This window comes from Novosphingobium sp. KA1 (genome assembly GCF_017309955.1).
In the GTDB taxonomy this organism is placed as follows: domain Bacteria; phylum Pseudomonadota; class Alphaproteobacteria; order Sphingomonadales; family Sphingomonadaceae; genus Novosphingobium.
Window position 1 is genome coordinate 705,252 of the sequence record NZ_CP021247.1, and the last position, 16,735, is coordinate 721,986.

Consider the following 16,735-nt stretch of genomic DNA (forward strand, 5'->3'; position numbering starts at 1 on the left):
CCGCCATGCAGCGCAACATAATTGCCCGCGCGGGCAACGCCAGCCCCTCGTTGCAGTTCGTCGGCGCCGGTCAGCCGTTCGTCGATTGCGGAAAAACGGTTGAGGCCCGAATTATCCCGTCAGGCCGGTCACCATATCGAACTGCAGGGCCGCCAATCGCGCGTAGAGGCCGCCGGAGCGCGTCAGGCTCTCGTGATTGCCTTCCTCGACGATGCGGCCGCCGTCCATCACGATGATCCGGTCCGCCTGCCGCACGGTGGCGAGGCGGTGCGCGATGACCAGCGTGGTGCGGCTCGCCATCAAGCGGTCGAGCGCGTCCTGCACCAGCCTTTCGCTTTCGGCGTCGAGCGCGCTGGTCGCCTCGTCCAGCAGCAGGATCGGCGCCTCGCGCAGCAGCGCGCGGGCAATGGCAAGGCGCTGGCGCTGGCCGCCCGAAAGGCGCGCACCGTCCTCGCCAAGGAACGTATCGAGCCCCTCGGGCAGCCCACGCAGGAATTGCTCGGCATTCGCCGCGCGGGCGGCTTCCCAGATTGCCTCGTCGTCGGCCCCGGGGTTGCCGTAGCGCAAGTTGTCGCGCGCGGAGGCAGCGAAGAGCACGCCTTCCTGCGGCACCAGCGCGATGCGGCGGCGCACTTCGGAGGGATCGGCGGAAGTCAGCGGCACGCCGTCGATCTTCACCACGCCGCTCTGCGGATCGTAGAAGCGCTCGGCCAGCTGGAACAGCGTGGATTTGCCCGCGCCGGAGGGCCCGACGATGGCGACCGTCTCGCCCGGCTCCACGGTCAGGCTGAAATCGTGGAGCGCGGCGGTGTCGGGCCGCGCGGGATAGCGGAAGGTCACGCGCTCGAACGCGATCTTGCCGCGGGCCGGCTCGGGCAGGACCAGCGGGCGGGCCGGCGCGGTGATCGCCGGACGCTCGCCCAGCAGTTCGGCCAGACGGCTAGCCGCCCCGGCCCCGCGCACGAGGTCGCCGTAGACTTCGGTAAGCGAACCGAACGCGCCCGCGACGATACCCGCCGTCACCACGAAAGCGGCAATGGTGCCCCCGGTAATGGTGTGCTCGGCCACGCCGATGGCGCCGCGCCAGAGGATCACGGTGATCGCGCCGAAGATCAGGAACATGATCACCGCGGTCATCGCCGCGCGGATGACGATGCGGTTGCGCCCGGTCTCGAAGGTGCGCTCCACGGCGCCTGCAAAGCGCGTCATTTCATGGCCTTCCTGGTTGAAGGCCTGGACCACGCGGAGGGCGCCGAAGACCTCGCCGGTGATGGCGCCGATGTCGGCGACGCGGTCCTGGCTCGACCGGGCGACCGCGCGCAGGCGGCGGCCGAACGCGGCGATCGGCAGGATCACCACGGGAATGGCGATGACAAGGCCCAGCGTCAGGTGCGGCGCCAGCATGAACAGGTAGGCAACGCCGCCGACCGCCATGATCGCGTTGCGCAGCGCAACCGAGACCGTCGTCCCCACCACCGTCTCGATGATCGCGGTATCCGCCGTCATGCGCGAGGCGATTTCCTTGGGACTGTTTTCCTCGAAGAAACTGGGCGAGAGGGTGACAAGGTGGCGCTGCACGCGCAGGCGAATGTCGGCAACGACCCGCTCGCCCAGCCACGAGACCGAATAGAAGCGGATCGCGGTGGCGATGGAAAGCACGGTCACCACCCCCATCAGCATCACGAACCACCAGCGGATCGCCGAAGGATCGGCCCCTTGCGAAAAGCCCTGGTCGACGATCTGGCGGAAACCATAGGGAATCGCGAGGGTCGTGGTCGCCGTCGTCACCAGCGCCGCGCCGGCAATCGCCATGCGGCCGGGGTAGTGAAACAGTTCGCGCCAGACCATGCCGAGCGCGCCCAGGCTCCTGCGCCCGTCACCCTTGGCCGGCCTCGGGCCATCCTTCATCGCGGCGCCGATTTCCTGCGCCTCGCTCTGTTCCACATCGGCTTGCATGGCCTTGCGCATTATCCCTTTGCAGGCTCCGGGAAAAGACCCGGCAGGCAGGCGACTCGACGGATGTTCCGCTTACAGTGATCGCACAAGATCACCCTCGTGAAAGATGCCATTGGACTATTGCCGCATTGCGCAAATGGTCCGGCAGGCCCACATGGATGCCATAAAACCCCGACAAATGCGGTCCACAAGAGAGCTAATCAGAGACCGGGCGGGCATGTCGCGCAGGAGAAATTCACTTGCTTTACAACGCTTACGAACTGCAGCGCACCATGCTGAGCGGCGCCGCCGCCTGGGCATCGGTCGGCGCTGAGCTGCTGACGAATCCCTCGATGCCGTTCAGCCACTTCGGCTTCGGCCCGGTCATGGCCTCGGCGCTCGACGTCTTTGCCCATGCCACGATGACCCGCGGCAAGCCCGCATTCGACATCGAGGAGGTGACCCTGGGCGGCAAGACCTACCCGGTCACCGAAGCCATCGTCATGCACCGCCCTTACGGCAACCTGCTGCGCTTCGACCATCCGGGCCTGCCCAAGAACGCGCCCAAGCTGCTGGTCGTCGCGCCGATGAGCGGCCACTTCGCCACCCTGCTGCGCGGCACCGTGGCGCGCATGGTCGAGACCTGCGAGGTCTACATCACCGACTGGGCCGACGCCAAGATGGTGCCGCAGAGCGCGGGCCGCTTCGACCTTGACGACTATATCGACTACCTGATTGCCTTCCTCGAACATATCGGCCCCGGCACCCACATGCTTGCCGTGTGCCAGCCCTCGGTGCCGGCCTTTGCCGCCACCGCGATCATGGGCAAGCAGGAAAACCCCTGCCGCCCGGCCACGCTCACCGTGATGGGCGGCCCGATCGACACGCGCGAGGCGCCCACCAGCGTCAACGACGTCGCCATGAACCAGCCGCTCGCCTGGTTCGAGCAGAACGTCGTCACCACCGTGCCGCTGACCTATCCCGGCGGCGGCCGCAAGGTCTATCCCGGCTTCCTGCAACTGGCCGGCTTCATGGCGATGAACCTCGGCAACCACATGATGAGCCACTACGGCATGTTCAAGCACCTCGTCGAAGGCGACGACGAGAGCGCGGCGGCGACCAAGGCCTTCTATGACGAATACCGCGCGGTCTGCGACATGACCGCCGAATACTACCTCCAGACCGTGGAGCATGTGTTCCAGAAGCATTCGCTGCCCAATGGCGAGTTCGTCCATCGCGGCGAGCGCATCGACCTTGGCGCGATCCGCGACACCGCCATCCTCGCCGTCGAGGGCGAACGGGACGACATCTCGGGCCTCGGCCAGACCAAGGCGGCGCTGCACCTCGCCGCCAACCTGCCCGAGGACCGCAAGAAGTACCTCCTGGCCGAAGGCGTGGGGCACTATGGCATCTTCAACGGCAGCAAATGGCGCGGCCGTATCGCCCCTGTCGTCGAGGCGTGGATTCGCCAGCACCAGAAAAAGCCGCTGAAGGCGGTGGCCTGAGAGCCCCCCCCCCCCCCCCCCCCCCGGTTCTGCCGCGCACGGGAGCGCAGCACGGAACGACATGAAACGATGGCGATCCGAAACCGGCCAGCAACCCGCCCGTAACCAGCGTTGCGGATCAGAGACTTGATCAACGGCTTGCTGCATTGCGGCAAGCCGTTTTCATCATGCGGCGAGCCGACCGCCTTCCGGGAACCAATGGGTAAGGCCTTCTGGCGCTGTTAACCGAAATCGGTTAGTCTCAAGCCTATGGAAAACACGTTGGGTCGACGTGCTGTCCTCATGGGCGGATTGGCGGCGGGGGCAAGCCTCGCGCTTCCCTCCCGGGTGCTGGCAGCCGAAATTTCTTCCGTTAGCACGCCTTCGTCGGGCGGCATCAGCGCGGCGCCTTACAGCCGCACGCCCTATGAACGGCGCATCCTCGATGCGGCGGCCCGGCAGGTGCAGCGCGTTCAGTCGCACTTGTGGCGCACCGACGTTGTCGGCATTGCCGACTTCGCACAGCCCTCGTCCCGACCGCGCCTGCATTTCGCCAACCTCGAAAACGGCACGGTACGCTCGTTCCTGCTTGCGCACGGTCGCGGTTCGGACCCGGCGCACAGCGGCTGGCTGCAGTCGTTCTCGAACATGTACGGTTCGGAAGCCACCTCGCGCGGGGCCTATCTCACCTGCGAGTGGTATCAGGGCAAGTACGGGACCTCGATCCGCCTCAAGGGCCTCGACGCCGACAATTCGGCCGCGCTCGAACGGGCCATCGTCATGCATCCGGCCTGGTACGTCGATGCCTCGATGATCGCCAAATGGGGCAAGATCGGCCGCAGCGAAGGCTGCTTCGCGATGGCGCCGACCGACTTCGGCGACGCCCTCATGCACCTTTCGGGCGGGCGCCTGCTGTTTGCGGACCGTATCGGCGAAGGTTGAGAGCGCCGGCTCAGAGACCGTTTGAAAAATGCCCGAGGGGCATTTTTGGGGCGGCACCGGCCCTCTCCCCCACCCTACCACCCACAGGATACTACCGTTGGGTGGTAGGGTGGGGGAGCGGGCCGGTGCCGCAAAATTCGCGTTTCGCGAATTTTCAAACGGTCTCTCAGCGCCAGCCCAAGGCACACGCTGAAATGCGGGCCAAGAACGCGTCCCGCTTTCATTTTTGTCACGACGTCAATGAATCCCATGCATCACTGGCGCGTTAGACAGTGCGGCGGCGTCCTGTTACGAAAACCGGCATGGACGGAAAACTCACCGGGTTCAGGAAGGACGCGCCCACCGACGCGCGGCAGGTGCGTTCGCGCAAGGCGCTGAACGCGACGATGCTCGCGCTGCTGGAGCAGCGCCCGTTCGACCAGATCACCATCCGCGAGATCGCCGGCCATGCCGGGATCGGTTATGCCACCTTTTTCCGCCATTATCCGACCAAGGAAGCCCTGCTCGGCGACGTCGCCTCGGATGAAATCGCCCATCTTCTGGCGATGACGATCCCGGTGCTGCGCGATGCCGACAGTTTCGAATCCACGCTGGCGCTGTGCCGCTATGTCGAGCAGCACCGCGCCTTGTGGTCGGCCCTGCTGGCCGGCGGCGCGGCGGCCATCGTGCGCAACGAGTTCATCCGCCAGGCGCGCGGGCTGGTGGGCCAGGTCGAGACCCCGGTGACCTGGCTTCCCGCCGACCTCGGCGTCGTCCACGGCACCGGCGCCACGTTCGACCTCCTGGCCTGGTGGCTGGGCCATGCGCCGGAAATGGCACCCGATGCCGTCGCCCCCCTGCTCCACCGGCTGGTCATCGCCCCGCTGATCGGGGACCGCTCGGCGGTCACGGCAGGTGCCCTTGCAGGCTGACACGCCAGCTGGCGCGATGGGCGCGGGCTTGCCCGGCGAAATCGCGCATGCCGACTGGCCGCTGTTCGGCTGGATCGACGACATTCGCGCGCCCCTCGCCGCCGCGCGGGCCAGTGGCCGCGCTGGCGTGCTGGCAACACTCTACCGCGTGGCCGGCAGCGCCCCGCGCGGCCCCGGCGCCCAGATGCTGTTCGCGGCCCGCTCCGATGGCACCTTGGAAGCCAGCGGCTATTTCTCGGGCGATTGCATCGAAGGCGACGTGGCGCACCACGCCGCGCAAGTCCTCGCCGATGGCCAGCCGCGCTGGCTCCACTACGGGCAGGGCAGCCCGTGGATCGACCTGCGCCTGCGCTGCGGCGGCGCGCTCCACGTGATGGTGGAGCGACTGGCGGCCGACTGCCCGGCCGCCGCCGACCTGCTGCGCCATGCCGAAGAGCGCCGCCCCTGCCGCTGGCACAGCGATGGGCTGACCCGGCGCGTGACGCGCGACGACGGCCCCCTTCTCGCCTTCTGCGAAGCGCCTTTCACGCTCGCCCGCCGCCACGATCCACCACGCCGCCTGATCGTCTCCGGCGGCGATCCGGGCGCGCTCGCCGCCGCCCGGCTGGCCGCGATGACCGGGTTCGAGACGGTGCTGGTGCGTCCGGACGGCCCCCATTCGCCGCCGCCCTTCACGGTCTCGCGCTACTTGCGCAGCGCGCCGGAACAGGCCGTCAGCGATCTCGGGATGGACCGCTGGACCGCCTATCTCGGCGCCACCCACGAGGACGGACACGATCTCGGCGGCTGCCTCGCCGCCCTGCGCGGCCAGGCGGCCTGGGTCGGCATGATCGGCGCCAGATCGCGGGCTGATGGGCGGCTGGCAGCCCTCCGCGCCCTCGGCGCAAGCGAGGCGGAGCTGGCCCGCCTCAACCTCTCGCCCGGCGTCACCGGGCTTGGCAAATCACCCTTCGAAGTGGCCACCGGCATCCTCGCCCAGATCATGCAGGCGATGAACCCGGCGGCCGAGCGGGCATGACCCACACCGCGCTGGTGCTGGCAGCGGGGCACTCCAGCCGGTTCGGCAGCGACAAGCTCTCTGCCCTGCTCGACGGCGAACCGCTGCTGTTTCATGCGATCCGCGCAGCGCGGGCCGCGCCGGTTTGCCGGGTGATCGTGGTGGCACGCACCGGCCTCGACCTCGGCGAATGGCCAGGCGAACCGCCGGTCGATGCCTTGCGGATCGACAGTGCGGCATTGTCGCAATCCCTGAAAGCCGGGATCGCGGCGGCAGCCGGAGCAGACGGTGTGTTTGTGTTCCTCGGCGACATGCCCCGGGTGCCGCACGGGGAAGCGGCAAGGCTGGCGGCGATCATCGGGAACAACATCGCCGCCCTGCCCCGTTACCGGGGAAGACCCGGACACCCCGCGCTGCTCCGCGCACGGCTGTTCCCGCAGATCGCCAGGCTGGGGGGCGATGAAGGCGCAGGCCGACTGCTGCGTTCCCGCCGGGACGTGGTGTTCGATGAGGTGGACGATCCGGCAATCTTGCTGGACGTGGATCGGCCGGAGGACTTGCACGCGCTGCGAAGCTAGGCCCGACCGGTCTCGCTCGCCAGCAAGGCGGGATCGATGCCTTCCGCCCGCCATGTCGCGCCCCAGCGGGCATCGACCGGGGTTTCGAACAGGATCTCGGGATGCGGGTCGGCCGCATACCAGCCGTGCTGGCGCATCTCGCTCTCGAGCTGGCCCGCCCCCCAGCCGGCATAGCCCAGCGCCATCAGCCAGCGGCTCGGCCCGCGGCCTTCGGCGATGGCACGCAGCACGTCCATCGACGCGGTCAGCGCGCAGAGCGGCTGGACCTGCAAGGTGTCCGCGCCGCCCCAGTCGGTGGAATGGAGGATGAAGCCGCGCCCCGGCTCCACCGGCCCGCCATCGTGCACCTGACAATTGGGGGTATCGCCGGGATCGATATCGAACTCTTCAAGAATATCGTGGAAGCGAACACCTTCGCGCAGCCGGCCGATGCCGATGCCCAGCGCGCCGTTCTCGTCATGCACACACATCACGCTGACGGTGCGGTCGAAGCGGGGATCGAACATGCCCGGCATGGCCAGCAGCAGCCTTCCGGAGAGGTATTGTTTCTCGGTCACGGTGCGATTGTAGGCGCTTGGGCCATAACGGCAAGGCACAACGCGCTCTTTGGAAAATGCCCGGAAAGGGCATTTTCGGGGCGGCACCAGCCCACTCCCGTCCCGAAGAGCACGAAAAGGTCCGGGGGACCTTTTCGCTGAAGGGGCCGACCACCCATCAGGGTACACTCGTGGGTGGTCGGGTGGGGGAGTGGGCTGGTGCCGCCAAAATCCGCCTGCGGCGGATTTTCAAATAACTCCTAACGTCTTTTCGCACCGATCCGGGCACTCTATGCGAACGCGAAACCTCAGGAGATTTTCACCCGTGAGCCTGCTTTTCGAACTGCCCGCCACGCCTTCGGTCGCCGTGATCGGCGAGGCGGCGCGCTATCCGGTGCGGCGCGTGTTCTGCGTGGGCCGCAACTATGCCGCCCATGCCCGCGAACTGGGCAACGCGGTCGACCGCGAGGCGCCGATCTGGTTCAACAAGGCCCCCGCCGCGCTGTGCAATTCCCCGGCGACGATACCCTATCCGCCCGGCACACAGGATTGCCACTACGAGATGGAACTGGTCGTCGCCATTGGCGCCGAAGGCTTCGAAGTCTCCATCGATGAAGCGATGGGCCTCGTCTATGGCTATGCTTGCGGGATCGACCTCACCCGCCGCGACCTCCAGAACGCCGCGAAGGCCAAGGGCTATCCCTGGGACACCGCCAAGGACTTCGAGAACGCCGCCGTCATCGCCCCGATCACCCGCGCCGCAGAGTTCGGCGCGCTCGCTGCCCAGCGCATCACCCTGACCAAGAACGGCGAAACCAAACAGGACGCGCCGCTCAGCGACATGATCTGGTCGATCCCCGAACTGATCGCCGACCTTTCGCGCCTATATCACCTCGCCCCCGGCGACCTGATCTATACCGGCACTCCGGCCGGCGTCGGTCCCGTTGCCCCCGGCGACAGGCTGGAAGGCCGCGTGGACGGCCTCGAACCGCTGGTGCTGGAAATCGCGGCGGCCTGATTCCATGCGCAAGCCTCTGAAGATTGCCCTGCTGGCGAGTGTCTCCCTCACCGCGCCCGCGCTGGCCGACGAGCCGGCGAGTCCCATCATCGTCACCGGCCACGGCCTCGACGACGGTCCGGCAACGCCCGCCTACGATGTCGAGATCATCGGCCGCGACACGATCACCTCCAGCGCCTCGGGCCGGATCGAGGACGTGCTGTCTTCCGTCGCCGGTTTCTCGCAGTTCCGCCGTTCGGACAGCCGCTCGGCCAACCCATCGGCGCAAGGCGCGAACTTGCGCGCGCTGGGCGGCAATGCGGCCAGCCGCACTCTGGTGCTGCTCGACGGCGTGCCGGTCGCCAACCCGTTCTTCGGCTACATCCCCTACAGCGCCATTCCCCCCGAACGCATCGGCTCGGTGCGGGTGACGCGCGGCGGCGGATCGGGTGCATTCGGATCGGGCGCGGTGGCGGGCACCATCGAGATGAGCAGCGCCGGCCCCGACCAGATCGGCCTGCTGCAAGGCGAGGCGCTGGTGAACGACCGGGGCGAGACGCAGGCCTCGCTCACCGCGGCGCCGAAGCTGGGCAGCGGCTTCCTGGTCGCCAGCGTGCAGTGGGACCGCGGCGACGGCTTCTGGACGACGCCGAAGGACCAGCGCGTCGCTGCCTCTGCCCGCGCCGCCTACGAGACACTTTCGGGAAGCCTGCGCGCCGTGGCCCCGATCTCGGGCGACGTCGAGATGCAGGCCGCCGTGCTGGCCTACGACGATTCGCGCAGCTTGCGCTTCAAGGGCGCGGATTCGACGTCCGAGGGCCAGCAGGCCTCGCTGCGTGTGGTCGGCCGGGGCCAGTGGCAGTTCGACGTGCTGGGCTATGTGCAGGCGCAGGACTTCTCGAACGTGGTCATCAGTTCGACCAGCTACAAGAAGACGCTCGACCAGCACCGCACGCCGACCACGGCGATCGGCGGCAAGGCCGAACTGCGCCCGCCCGTGGGCGGCAACCACGTGCTGCGCCTCGGCACCGATGTGAAGCTGGCCTCCGGGCACCTCCTCGAAATGCCCTATTCGGCAGCGACCGGCCTTGCGACCGCCGTGCGCCGCGCGGGCGGCGACCAGTCCGACCTCGGCTTCTACCTTCAGGACGACTGGACCATCGGCAACCTGGTGCTCACCGCCGGGGGCCGCGCCGATCGCTGGACGATCCGCAATGGCTTCTACCGCTCGGTCTCGCCCACCAGCGGCGCGGTGACGCAGGACAGCACTTATGCCGATCGCTCGGGCTGGGAGGGCAATGCGCGCGGCGGGATCGTGTGGAAGGCCGGCGAGGCGGTCAGCCTGCGCGCCGCCGCCTATACCGGCATGCGGCTGCCGACGCTGAACGAGCTATACCGGCCCTACGTGGTCTTTCCGGTGACGACCAACGCCAATCCGAACCTCAAACCCGAACGCCTGCGCGGGTATGAAGCCGGAATCGATGTCACGCCGATCACACCGCTGACGCTCTCGCTCACCGCTTTCGACAACCGGCTGAAGAACGCCATCGCCAACGTCACTGTCGCCACCAATACCCAGCAGCGTCAGAACGTCGATGCGATCCGCGCGCGTGGCATCGAGGCGAGCGCCGCGCTCGATCTCGGCCCGGTCAGTCTCGACGGTTCGCTGGCCTGGACCGATTCCAGGGTGAAGGCCGAAGGACTGGCGCTGGACGGCATGCGCCCGGCGCAAGTGCCCAGGCTTTCCGCCACCGCGACGCTGGCATGGATGCCGCGCGAAGGCTGGCGCTTCGCCGCCACGGTCCGCCGCACCGGCGCCCAGTTCGAGGACGATCAGCAGCGATACGTGCTTCCCGCCGCCACGACGTTCGATGCCTATCTGCAGGTGCCGGTGGCCGGCCCGGTCTCGCTGGTGCTGCGGGCCGAGAACCTCACCGACCAGACCATCGTCACCCGCAACCAGGACGGATCGATGGACCTCGGCGTGCCGCGCACGATCTGGGCAGGCATGAAAGTAATGCTCTGATATCGATGGATCCCGCACTGGAAACGCGCCGCCGCGATGGTTAAGGAATGCCGATGGCGCGCCTGACCCTCAACGACCACCCGGTCGAGATCCGCATGGATCCGCAGACACCGCTGCTCTGGGGCTTGCGTGACGGCGCCAATCTCACCGGCACCAAGTACGGCTGCGGCACCGGCGATTGCGGGGCCTGCACGGTCATGGTCGACGGCGCCGCGCTGCGCTCCTGCCTCGTCACCCTGGGCGAGTGCGAGGGGCGCTTCGTCACCACCATCGAGGGACTCTCGCAGGACCGTTCGCATCCGGTGCAGCAGGCCATGGTGGCCGAACAGGCGATCCAGTGCGGCTTCTGCACGCCGGGCGTGGTCATCGCCGCTGCCGCGCTGCTGGCACGCAATGCCAACCCGAGCGAGGCCGAGATCGGCGCCGCCATTCCCAATCTCTGCCGCTGCGGCGTCCACCCGCGCCTGCTCGCCGCCGTGCAGCGCGCGGGCCGCGTCATGCGGCGCGAGGAAACCATCAGCGCCGCGCCTGCCCCCGGCATCGCGCCCGAGGACGCCGCCCGCGCGGTCCCGGCGCTGAACCCGACTTCATCCGAACACTGAAGGACAGCTTCCATGAAAGCCACGATCTGGCACAACCCCAAGTGCGGCACCTCGCGCAAGACGCTCGCCGTGCTGGAAGAGACCCCCGGCGTGGACGTGACGGTGATCGAATACCTCAAGACCCCGCCGAGCGCCGAAAAGCTGGCGCAGCTCTACAAGGACGCGGGCCTCACCCCGCAGCAGGGCCTGCGCCTGCGCGGCACCGACGCCCAGGAGCGCGGCATTCCCGATGCCGACGATGCCGCGGTGCTTGCCGCGATGGCCGCAGAGCCGATCCTGATCGAACGCCCTCTGGTCGAGACCGACAAGGGCGTGCGCCTCTGCCGCCCCATGGAAAAGGTCCACGAGATTTTGTAATCGCCCTGCAACATAGCCACCCGGCTTGCTTGCAATGTCCACCCCGATCTGCCACGCCTTCGCCCTCCGCAGGACGACAACAACGCGAGAGTTTTCGCCAGCATGACCAGTACCGAGCTTGCCCGAGAGGCGCTCCCCCAGCGAATCAAGCGAAAGATCAAGCACAGCCTCGGACCGTGGGGCGTGTTCATCGAAGGATTTCTGCGCAACCCGGTGATGGTCGGCTCGATCGTCCCCTCGTCGCGCTTCGTGATCAATCGCATGCTGGCGCCCGTCGATTGGGCGAACACCAAGCTCTTTGTCGAGTATGGCCCCGGCGTCGGCACGTTCTGCCGTCCGGTGCTGGACCGCATGAGCCGCGATGCCCAGCTGATCGTGATCGACACGAACCCGCTTTTCATCGACTACCTGCGCCGCACGATCACCGACAGCCGCTTCATCCCGGTGCTCGGCTCGGCGGCCGACGTCGAGGAGATCGTGCGCGCGCACGGCCATGAGAAGGCCGATTACGTGCTTTCGGGCCTGCCCTTCTCGACCCTGCCCGAAGGTGTCGGCCCGGCCATCGCCGCGGCCACCTACCGCGTGATCCGCAAGGGCGGCGCATTCCTGGTCTACCAGTTCACGCCCAAGGCCAAGAGCTTCATGGCCCGCCACTTCAAGCGCATCGACGACAAGATCGAACCGATCAACGTCCCCCCCTGCTTCATGTGGTGGGGCTGGAAGGACGAGGACTGAAAACCTGGGACTGAAAAGTCCCGCCATCGGCAAGACAAAAAAGGCCGGCGTTCCCGAACGCCGGCCTTTTTGCATGCAGGTGAAGGCAAGAGCGCTTCCCAATCAGGTGGAAGCACCTGATGCCTCGGAGGCGCGGCCCGTCACTCGAACGGGCTGGTCAGCGCCTCTGGCGATCCCCCGGAAAGCTGGCGGTGGATCTGGCCGATCACCGCCACGAAATAGGCCGCCATCAGCGCCGCGACGAGCGACTGGACGCCCGCGCCGAGCGGCACGGCGATGTCCTTGGGCGCCAGCAGGCCGATCGGCAGCGTGACGAGGCCCGAAACCAGCATCAGCACCATCATCGCCACGAACAGGAGCGCATAGAAGCCGAAGATCCGCGCCGTGTTGCCCTTGGTCAGCCGCCATGAAACGATCAGGGCGGCGATCGGATTGCGCAGCTTGTCCACCGCGATCACCGGCGCCACCAGCGACAGCCGCACGCCGATCGGCACCACCAGCACAAAACCGATGGCAAGGCCGATGATCACGCCCACCTTGCCGCCCGCCGCCGCAAAGACCGTCGCCACGGCGAGGCCGATGCTCATCAATGCAAAGCCCATCACCAGCTGCGCCAGCAGGTAAGGCAACAGCGCCTTGAGGCCATTGCCGATCGCCTCGCCCACGGTCGGACGGCGATCGGTATCGAGCACGCCGAGCAGCGCCAGCGTGCCCAGCGCCTGGCAGAGGGCGACGGGAATCATCACCGGGAGAATCGAGGCGTAATACGCGCTCGCCGCATCCAGCACCTGCTGCTCGGTCCCGCCGCTCGCCATTTCCGGCGCCGGAAAGAAGATCGAGAAGATCAGCTGCGGCAACAGGAAAAAGACCCCCGCGATGGCCAGAACCACTTCCTTGTTGGCGGAAACCGCGCGGCTCGCCTCGTTCCAGGCCCGGTTGCTGTCGAACGTCATTGCTGCTCCTGCCGCCGCCAGGATAGGGCGGTCATCTCAAAGTGGCTTGATAACCGCAGGGAATGACGCCACGCAACGGAACATGACTTTCCCCACGACTTTGGCCGGTGATATCGAACTGCGCGTCAGCACCGAACAAGTGCCCTATCGCGCCGCCCTCGAGGAAATGACAGCCCGCAATGCCGCGATCGCGGCAGGCGAGGCGCGTGAACTGATCTGGCTGCTCGAACATCCCCCCGTCTACACCGCCGGCACCAGCGCCGACCGCACCGAACTGCTCGACCCGCGCTTCGAAGTGGTCGAGGCCGGGCGCGGCGGCCGCTACACCTACCACGGCCCCGGACAGCGCGTTGCCTATGTGCTGCTGGACCTGCGCAAGCGCGCCCGCGATGCGCGCGGCTTTGTCCACGGCCTCGAAGGCTGGGTGATCGAGACACTCAAGGACTTCGGCGTCGAGAGCTTCCGCAGCGAAGGCCGCATCGGCATCTGGACCCGCGACGTCGACGGGCGCGAGGCCAAGATCGGCGCCATCGGCGTGCGCATCCGCAAGTGGGTGACGATGCACGGCTTCGCGGTGAACATTCACCCCGACCTTGCCCATTTCACCGGCATCGTGCCTTGCGGCATCGACGAGTTCGGCGTCACCAGCATGAAGCGGCTTGGCCACGACATCGACTTCAACCGCTGGGACGCCGCATTGCTGTCCCATGCCGACGCCTTCCTCTCCGCGCTCGACCGCCCCTGCCCGCCCGCCGCCCCCGCTCCGGAGACGCCCGCATGAGCCTGATGTTCCGTTCCGCGGCCATTCTGGCAGCGCTCGCGCTGGCCGGCTGCAACAAGCAGGAAGCGGCCAGCGACAAGGCCGCTGCCGGTGCGCAATTGCAGCAGCGCTCGGTCACCGACGACATGCCCGCGTACGACACGGTGCGTTCGCAAAGTCCGCACATGGCGCCGGAGGCAGGCGGTTCGTCGGCACGTCGGCCGACAAGCGATGCCAGCGCCTCGACCGGCGACAGCACCGCCGATGCGGCCGCCGCCGCCGCCGCCGATGTCGAAGCGGCAACGGCTGCGGTGGACAGCACCGCTCCGGTCAAGCCGGGCGGAGAATAGCCGCCCGGCGCAGTTCCTCGCCGACATCGACGACAAGATCCGCCTGCGCCAGCGTGTGACGCGCAAGCGCAAGGTGCGCGCGGTCGACCATCCGGCCGCCCACCGCCATCGTCCGAGATGCGGATTGGCGGCAAAGGCCGCAACGATCTCGCGCGCAGCACCGAGATCCTGCGGCCGCGACGCGAATGTCCGGTTGATGACGGCGACTTGCGCCGGATGCACCGCAAACATGCCTGAAAAACCGTCAGCGCGGGCCTGCAGCGCGGCACGCTCCAACCCGGCCTCGTCCTCGAAGTCCTCGAACGGGGCCTCGAGCGCGCGCATCGCTCCGGCATGGGCAGTCAGCAGCACTTGCGCACGGACATGGGCCGCGACACCGCCCCAGCCACCCTGTCGGTCGCGGCGCTGGGCGCCCCCCAGTGCCACGCCGAGCGCACTGGCGCTCCAGGCCAGCCCGTCCAGCCGCTGGTGCGCGGAATCGAGATAACGCCCCACATGCAACACCGCCCGCGCGCTGGCACCAAGCACCGGCATGATACGGGTGGCGCTGGCCGCGATGCCGTTGCGCTCCTCATGACCGTAGATTTCGCTGGCCAGCTCGCGCACCGCCTCGGGCCCGGCTGCAGCCGGCAGGATGATGCCTTCCGGCGCCGCAGGCATCACCGCAGCAAGATCCTCTCGCCAGAGCCCCGATTCGAAACTGTTGATTCGCACCCAGCGCGCCTGATGACGTGCGCCTGCCGCGCCATGGCGGCCCGCCATGAGCCACTGCGCCGCCGAGCGATGCCCGATCTCGCGCCCTTCGCCCGGAACCGTATCCGCAAGGTCGACCACGACCACGTCCGCCCCCACGCCATGCGACAGCGCCAGACGCTTCTCGCTGTTTCCCGGAACGATCAGCCAGGACCTGTACTTCATCTGCGCGCCCCTATTTCCCTATCGCCAAACCCTAGGTCGTAAACTCATAAACGGCACCATCGAGGCGCCCAAATGGCGAACAGCTCGGGCCGAAGTTGCCGCCGGACGGGCTGGTTGCCCGTCCAAGGCCGCTTCGGTTCGAGATGGAAGCCATTTAGGCGTCCCTGCGGGATTTGCCCAAAATGGCCCAGCGCTGCGTCGGGAAGTCTTGAAATATCGATATATTCCAGCGCCTTCCCTCCTGCCGCTGAGCCATTTTGCCTCAAACCTCGATGGTGCCGTTTATGAGTTTACGACCTAGGAGGCCGCGATTAAGAAAATGGATATGCGCCCCGAAAGCGGCGTCACGCGCCCTGGCAAAAGAAAAGGGCCCGCTGCGCGCGCAGCAGGCCCTTTCTTGTGGCATGCCTGAAAAGGCAGCCGTTCATGCGGCCATCACAGCGCCTTTTCGTAAATCGCGTATTCGCGGTTCACCTTGCTGTCGATGGCCCCGGCAATGGCGACCATGCCCTGGTTGTCATCGAGCACCCAGCCGATCTCCGCACGGCGCGCACCGAACTTGGCGGTGGCCGAACGGCGGATGTATTCGATCATCATGAAAGCCAGCTGGCTGGCAAGGCGCGAGGATTGCAGCTTCTTGCGCACGCCCATCAGCGGCACGCGCATGTCGGCCGGGTTGGGCTTGCGCAGCCACAGCAGCAGCTTGATCAGGCCAAAGATACCCGGCTTGCCCTTGGGGCCGTTGAAGCGCTTCTGCGCCTGGTTGAGATCGGGCCAGGTCATCATGAACGCCACCGGCTCGCCCTCGTATTCGGCGACGCGAATCAGTTCGGGATGGACCAGCGGCTTGAGCGCCTTGCCGGTATAGGCGATTTCCTTCTCGGTGAAGGGCACGAAGCCCCAGTTGTCCGACCAGGCATCGTTGAGGATGTCGCAGATCAGCGCCGCTTCCTCGTCGAACCGCTTGGGATCGACTTCGCGGATGCGGATCTTGGCATTCTTCTCGCCCGAGGAAACGATGCGCTGGACCAGCGGCGGGAACGGCTTCGTCACGTCGAGATCGTAGGTGTAGAGCGTCTTCACCCGGTCGTAGCCGGCGCCCTCGATCCACGGCTGATAGGCTGGATCGTGGTGCGCCATCATCACCATCGGCGGATGGTCATGCCCGAAGACCTGCAGGCCCGGCTCTTCCCAGACCGAGAGGTTCATCGGCGCCAGCACGCGGGTCATGCCCTCGGCGCGCAGCCAGTCCTCGGCCCGGGCGATGAGCGCCTTGGCCACCTCCTCGTCCTCGGCCTCGATCGCGCCCCAGTTGCCGGTGCCCGGGCCCATGCCCTGCTCCGCCGGCTGTTTCAGCGCCAGTTCATCGATATGCGCCGAAATGCGCCCGACCACCTCGCCGCCGCGCCTGGCCAGGAACAGCTGACCGCGCGCATGATCCCAGAACGGGTTCTTGCCGGGGGTGAACTTGGAAATTTCCTCCGAGCGCAGATTGGGGACCCAGTTTGGATCTGACGGCCCATTTTGATCTGACGCCCCATTTTGATCTGACGCATTGTGCCGATAAGCGTAATCGACAAAGGCAGCGCGGTCGGCCTTGCTGGAAACGGGTGTGATGACTAGTTCGGCTTTGGCCACGATCCTGCCTTTGTTC

At 67.2% G+C, this 16,735-nt stretch carries 15 protein-coding genes and 1 pseudogene; 11 read left to right on the top strand and 5 right to left on the bottom strand.

Annotated features, from left to right (window positions below; genetic code table 11):
• Positions 1–111 precede the first annotated feature (111 nt).
• On the bottom strand, positions 112–1,908 hold the full coding sequence (locus CA833_RS03515; RefSeq protein ID WP_207079931.1) for an ABC transporter transmembrane domain-containing protein: 1,797 nt from the start codon (positions 1,906–1,908) through the stop codon (positions 112–114).
• Positions 1,909–2,195: 287 nt separating this feature from the next.
• On the opposite strand from CA833_RS03515, the gene CA833_RS03520 reads away from it, so the two are divergent.
• From CA833_RS03520 to CA833_RS03540, 5 genes are all read left to right on the top strand, one after another.
• Positions 2,196–3,440, top strand: coding sequence for a polyhydroxyalkanoate depolymerase (locus CA833_RS03520; protein WP_142632275.1), 1,245 nt, complete (start codon positions 2,196–2,198; stop codon positions 3,438–3,440).
• 261 nt (positions 3,441–3,701) lie between these two features.
• The gene (locus CA833_RS03525; RefSeq protein ID WP_242526249.1) at positions 3,702–4,361 is read left to right on the top strand and encodes a murein L,D-transpeptidase catalytic domain-containing protein; all 660 of its coding nucleotides are present in this window, start codon (positions 3,702–3,704) and stop codon (positions 4,359–4,361) included.
• A gap of 302 nt (positions 4,362–4,663) precedes the next feature.
• Complete coding sequence (locus CA833_RS03530) at positions 4,664–5,272, top strand: TetR/AcrR family transcriptional regulator (protein WP_142632273.1); 609 nt, start codon at positions 4,664–4,666, stop codon at positions 5,270–5,272.
• Positions 5,262–6,290 (top strand): XdhC family protein, encoded by a 1,029-nt coding sequence (locus CA833_RS03535; protein ID WP_242526250.1) that lies wholly within the window; start codon positions 5,262–5,264, stop codon positions 6,288–6,290. The genes CA833_RS03530 and CA833_RS03535 overlap by 11 nt, the downstream gene beginning before the upstream one ends.
• Positions 6,287–6,847 (top strand): NTP transferase domain-containing protein, encoded by a 561-nt coding sequence (locus CA833_RS03540; protein WP_207079266.1) that lies wholly within the window; start codon positions 6,287–6,289, stop codon positions 6,845–6,847. The genes CA833_RS03535 and CA833_RS03540 overlap by 4 nt, the downstream gene beginning before the upstream one ends.
• Here CA833_RS03540 and CA833_RS03545 read toward each other — a convergent pair.
• Complete coding sequence (locus CA833_RS03545) at positions 6,844–7,404, bottom strand: YqgE/AlgH family protein (protein WP_207079267.1); 561 nt, start codon at positions 7,402–7,404, stop codon at positions 6,844–6,846. The two genes, CA833_RS03540 and CA833_RS03545, sit on opposite strands and share 4 nt — an antisense overlap.
• Before the next feature lie 304 nt (positions 7,405–7,708).
• On the opposite strand from CA833_RS03545, the gene CA833_RS03550 reads away from it, so the two are divergent.
• From CA833_RS03550 to CA833_RS03570, 5 genes are all read left to right on the top strand, one after another.
• Entirely contained in the window at positions 7,709–8,401 is a 693-nt protein-coding gene (locus CA833_RS03550; RefSeq protein WP_207079268.1) for a fumarylacetoacetate hydrolase family protein, read from the top strand.
• Positions 8,402–8,405: 4 nt separating this feature from the next.
• Entirely contained in the window at positions 8,406–10,406 is a 2,001-nt protein-coding gene (locus CA833_RS03555; RefSeq protein WP_207079269.1) for a TonB-dependent siderophore receptor, read from the top strand.
• 53 nt (positions 10,407–10,459) lie between these two features.
• Entirely contained in the window at positions 10,460–11,008 is a 549-nt protein-coding gene (locus CA833_RS03560; RefSeq protein ID WP_142632268.1) for a (2Fe-2S)-binding protein, read from the top strand.
• Between the two features lie 12 nt (positions 11,009–11,020).
• Positions 11,021–11,365: an ArsC/Spx/MgsR family protein gene (locus CA833_RS03565; protein ID WP_207079270.1), complete on the top strand. Its 345-nt coding sequence runs from the start codon at positions 11,021–11,023 to the stop codon at positions 11,363–11,365.
• Positions 11,366–11,467: 102 nt separating this feature from the next.
• Positions 11,468–12,100, top strand: a complete 633-nt coding sequence (locus tag CA833_RS03570; protein WP_142632266.1) for a class I SAM-dependent methyltransferase — start codon at positions 11,468–11,470, stop codon at positions 12,098–12,100.
• A gap of 140 nt (positions 12,101–12,240) precedes the next feature.
• On the opposite strand, the gene CA833_RS03575 is transcribed toward CA833_RS03570, so the two are convergent.
• Positions 12,241–13,053: a hypothetical protein gene (locus CA833_RS03575; RefSeq protein WP_207079271.1), complete on the bottom strand. Its 813-nt coding sequence runs from the start codon at positions 13,051–13,053 to the stop codon at positions 12,241–12,243.
• Positions 13,054–13,135: 82 nt separating this feature from the next.
• Between CA833_RS03575 and lipB the strand changes: the two genes are divergently transcribed.
• On the top strand, positions 13,136–13,834 hold the full coding sequence (gene lipB, locus CA833_RS03580) for a lipoyl(octanoyl) transferase LipB (protein WP_142632264.1): 699 nt from the start codon (positions 13,136–13,138) through the stop codon (positions 13,832–13,834).
• A 602-nt stretch (positions 13,835–14,436) separates the two neighbouring features.
• On the opposite strand, the pseudogene CA833_RS26855 reads toward lipB, so the two are convergent.
• Together CA833_RS26855 and CA833_RS03585 are read right to left on the bottom strand one after the other, a co-directional pair.
• A pseudogene (locus CA833_RS26855) lies at positions 14,437–15,081 on the bottom strand (aldolase/citrate lyase family protein); the annotation flags it as partial.
• Between the two features lie 435 nt (positions 15,082–15,516).
• A complete protein-coding gene (locus tag CA833_RS03585; RefSeq protein ID WP_142632261.1) occupies positions 15,517–16,719 on the bottom strand; it encodes a GNAT family N-acetyltransferase in 1,203 nt (400 codons plus the stop codon).
• Between the last annotated feature and the right edge of the window lie 16 nt (positions 16,720–16,735).

Coding starts and splice junctions, on each gene's coding strand:
- CA833_RS03560 (WP_142632268.1), top strand. CDS start 10,460: ATGGCGCGCCTGACCCTCAACGACCACCCGGTCGAGATCCGCATGGAT.
- CA833_RS03555 (WP_207079269.1), top strand. CDS start 8,406: ATGCGCAAGCCTCTGAAGATTGCCCTGCTGGCGAGTGTCTCCCTCACC.
- lipB (WP_142632264.1), top strand. CDS start 13,136: ATGACTTTCCCCACGACTTTGGCCGGTGATATCGAACTGCGCGTCAGC.
- CA833_RS03515 (WP_207079931.1), bottom strand. CDS start 1,908: ATGAAGGATGGCCCGAGGCCGGCCAAGGGTGACGGGCGCAGGAGCCTG.
- CA833_RS03565 (WP_207079270.1), top strand. CDS start 11,021: ATGAAAGCCACGATCTGGCACAACCCCAAGTGCGGCACCTCGCGCAAG.
- CA833_RS03575 (WP_207079271.1), bottom strand. CDS start 13,053: ATGACGTTCGACAGCAACCGGGCCTGGAACGAGGCGAGCCGCGCGGTT.
- CA833_RS03530 (WP_142632273.1), top strand. CDS start 4,664: ATGGACGGAAAACTCACCGGGTTCAGGAAGGACGCGCCCACCGACGCG.
- CA833_RS03570 (WP_142632266.1), top strand. CDS start 11,468: ATGACCAGTACCGAGCTTGCCCGAGAGGCGCTCCCCCAGCGAATCAAG.
- CA833_RS03540 (WP_207079266.1), top strand. CDS start 6,287: ATGACCCACACCGCGCTGGTGCTGGCAGCGGGGCACTCCAGCCGGTTC.